Here is a 3,530-nt window from a genome sequence, read left to right on the forward strand (position 1 = left end):
GCTGGCTGCCGTCGTTGCGCGACCACTGGGTGATCCGGGCGCCGTCATTGGTGGCCAGGTTGTACACGTCGAGCGCCTTGCCGCTGTTGCGGTTGACCAGCACGTACCAGGCGCTGGTGTCGATCGTCGCGGCCGACGCGGCCGGGACATTCACGACCGTGACCAGGCCGGCGGCCAGCGTGGTCAAGGCTGCGGTCGCCGCCGCCAGCCATCGGCGGCGTCGGTTCTGGATCGTCTTCACAGATGTCCTCCGGGAGATTCGGGGGGATGGGCGTGGTGCTATCCGACTCTGCTGAGCTGCCACTGCTGGTTGGCGCCGTTCCAGTCGGCGTACTGGACGACGTTGCCGCCGTCCGCGGTGGAGGCGCCCTGCACCTCGACGGCCTTGCCGCTGTTGCGGTTGATCAGCTGGATGTAGCCGTCGATGGTCTCGATGCTGAACTGCTGGTTGGTGGCGTTGTTATCGGTCCACTGGACGATGACCCCACCGTCCACGGTGGATCGTCCCGAGACGTCGAGGACCTTGCCGGACAGCCGCGACTTGAGCCGGTAATAGCCGCCGCCGGAGTCGACGAACTGCCACTGCTGCTGGCTGCCGTCGTTGCGCGACCACTGGGTGATCCGGGCGCCGTCGGTCGTGATCAGGTTGTAGACGTCGACGACCTTGCCGCTGTTGCGGTTGACCAGCACGTACCAGGCGCTGGTGTCGATCGGCGACGGGCCGCCGGGGCCGCCTCCCGCGTTGAGGGCGTTCAGCACGGCGGTGTAGGCGGCCTTCTTGTTGCCGGATCCGTCGAACAGCAGCGGGTTGTCGCCGGTGCGCCAGGAGTCGGTGTCGCGGATGCCCCAGACGGTGATGCCGGTGCAGCGGGAGACGGCGAGGCAGGCGCGGGTGACCGTGGCGTAGATGGAGGCCTGGTTGCCGCCCTGAGAAATGTCGAGCTCGGTGATCTGCACGTCGACGCCGAGGTCGGCGAAGCGTTGCAGGTTGGCCTGGTAGGTGGAATCGATGCTGGTGCCCAGATGGGACTGGAAGCCGACGCAGTCGATCGGGACACCGCGGGTCCTGAAGTCGCGGACCATGTTGTAGATGCCGGTCGACTTGGCGTTGATGCCGTCGGTGTTGTAGTCGTTGTAGCAGAGCTTGGCAGTGGGATCCGCAGCGCGGGCGGCGCGGAACGCGGCCTCGATCCAGTCGTTGCCGGTGCGCTGCAGGTTGGAGTCGCGGCGGCCGCCGCTGCCGCCGTCGGCGAAGGCCTCGTTGACCACGTCCCAGGCGTAGATCCTGCCGCGGTAGTGCGACGCGACCTGGGTGACGTGGTTGATCGCGGCGCTGCGCAGGGCCGAGCCGGACAGGCTCTGCGCCCAGCCGGGCTGCTGGGCGTGCCAGAGCAGGGCGTGTCCGCGGACCTTGGCGCCCATGGCGATGCCCTGGTTGAGGATGCGGTCGCCGTTGGTGTAGGTGAACCGGCCTTGGGACGGCTCGGTGGCGTCCCACTTCATCTCGTTCTCGGGGGTGACCGAGTTGAACTCGGTGGTCAGGATGCGGGTGTAGGTCGAGTCGCCGAGCCGGCCGGCCGCGATGGCGGCGCCGAAGTAGCGGCCGGTCTGCGCCGCGGAGGCACCGAGGGTGGTGGCCGCCTCGGCCGGACCGGCGACGGCCATCATGGTGACGGCGGTGAGCGCGGCGGCGAGCGCGGCGAGCAGCGTTCGCCGCCGGGGGACGGTGTTGTTCATCGGCGGTTTCTCTTTCGGGAGCGGGGATGGATGGGGGACGGGTTACGGGGCGGTCAAATCGAACCGGTTGACGGTGACCGAACCGCCGAGGGCGCTGGTGGCGTAATTGAAGATGCCGAACCGGTAGCCCATGAAGAACTGCCAGTCGTTGTTCAGCGTGAAAGGCGGCCCCAGCGTGGTGAAGGTGCTGCCGTTCGTGCTGTAGGAGAAGGAGGCCGTACGCCCGGCGCCCGGGGTGATTTTCGCGCATACCCGCAGCCAGACCGTGCCTCCGGAGACGGCCGCGCCGGCGGCCTCCGAGCCGGTGCCGGTGGTGGTCCAGCCGTTGGTCGACATGGTCAGCCCATTGGTCATCGAGACCCGGGTGGCGCCGTTGTCCTTGCGGATGCCGATCCACGCCGACTGATCGCGCAGCATGGCCAGACCGGCGCGGTCACCGTTGGCCATCGCCGAGTAGTCCAGCCGGATCGTGGCGGTGGACGTGGGGCCCTGGATGCGGTGCGTCAGCGTGTTCCGGGCGTTGTAGAGGTCGTTGGTGACGGTCGCGGTCGACAGCCTCAGCCCGTTGTTCACGCTGAACCGCGTCGTGTCCGGGTTGTGGTTCCACTCCCAGCGCGGCGCCAGGGTGGTGCCGGAGAACGTGTCCGGGCCGATCATCGGCTGCACGGTCCTGGTCGTGCTGATGTTCGGCTTCGGGTAGCTCGCGCCCCACCGGCCGTTGACCGTCTGCAGGACCGGCCATCCGTCGCTGCTCCAGGTGATCGGGGCCAGGGTCGGCATGCGTCCGCCGGGGTATGCGTCGGTGAAGGCCATGTACCACCAGTCGCCGTTCTGCGTCTGCACGAGCCCGCCCTGGTGCGGCACGCCGCCGCCCGGGATCGGTCCGGGCAGGTTCAGCAGGACCTGCCGTTGCTCATACGGACCCCACGGGCTGGTCGAGCGCAGCACGTACTGGCCGTTGGCCGGCCGGGTCAGCCAGATGTAGTAGTAGTTGCCCCGCTTGTACATGCGCGCGCCCTCGAGCGTGCCGATGCTCGACGGGGTCTGATAGACGGTCTGCGCGCGCACCTGCGAGGTCAGGTCCGGCGACAACTGCGCGACGCTGATCGTGCCGTTGCCGTAGGCGACGTACGGGGTGTCGCCGTCGAACAGCAGCCCGGCGTCGTAGTAGCAGGTGTTGAGCCGGGCCTTCTTGGTCCAGCCGCTGCCGGCCGAGGCGGAGGTGTAGACGTAGGTGCGGTTGAACTCGGTGCAACCCAGCCAGTAGTAGGTGCTGTTGCTCGGCCGGTAGTTGAACGCCGAGGCCCAGATGCCTTTGACGTACGCCCGGCCGCCGCTCAGGTCGTAGGCGTTGGAGTCGAAGTCCAGCCGCGGCACCGAGTGCCCGGCATACTCCCAGTTCACCAGGTCGTACGAGCGCAGGACCGGCGCGCCCGGCGAGTAATGCATGGTCGACGCCGAGTAGTAGTAGACGTCGCCGACCCGGATGATGTCGCCGTCGGCGAAGTCCTGCCACACCACCGGATTGGTGAAGGTTCCGGCCGGCGGCGTGCCCGATCCGACCGGGACCAGTTGCCATTGCTGGTTGGCGCCGTTCCAGTCGGCGTACTGGACGATGTTGCCGCCGTCGGCGGTGGAGGCGCCCTGCACCTCGACGGCCTTGCCGCTGTTGCGGTTGATCAGCTGGATGTAGCCGTCGATGTCCTGGATGCTGAACTGCTGGTTGGTGGCGTTGTTGTCGGTCCACTGGACGATGGCGCCACCGTCCGCGGTGGACCGGCCGGAGACGTCGA

Annotated in this window: 3 protein-coding genes; all 3 read right to left on the minus strand. The window is 68.1% G+C overall.

Annotation, left to right across the window (positions count from 1 at the left end; all coding sequences use genetic code 11):
• The coding region (locus AB0M20_RS32660; protein WP_364304189.1) for an RICIN domain-containing protein at positions 1 to 187 on the minus strand (187 nt) is incomplete at its 3' end.
• A gap of 92 nt (positions 188 to 279) precedes the next feature.
• The gene (locus AB0M20_RS32665; protein WP_364304187.1) at positions 280 to 1,737 is read right to left on the minus strand and encodes an endo-1,4-beta-xylanase; all 1,458 of its coding nucleotides are present in this window, start codon (positions 1,735 to 1,737) and stop codon (positions 280 to 282) included.
• 42 nt (positions 1,738 to 1,779) lie between these two features.
• On the minus strand, positions 1,780 to 3,530 hold a 1,751-nt coding region (locus tag AB0M20_RS32670; RefSeq protein WP_364304188.1), incomplete at its 5' end, for a family 43 glycosylhydrolase.

Source organism: Actinoplanes sp. NPDC051633 (assembly GCF_040681735.1).
GTDB lineage: Bacteria > Actinomycetota > Actinomycetes > Mycobacteriales > Micromonosporaceae > Actinoplanes.

Bases quoted from the DNA above. Each gene is read 5' to 3' on its own strand.
- AB0M20_RS32665 (WP_364304187.1), bottom strand. From the start codon at position 1,737: ATGAACAACACCGTCCCCCGGCGGCGAACGCTGCTCGCCGCGCTCGCC.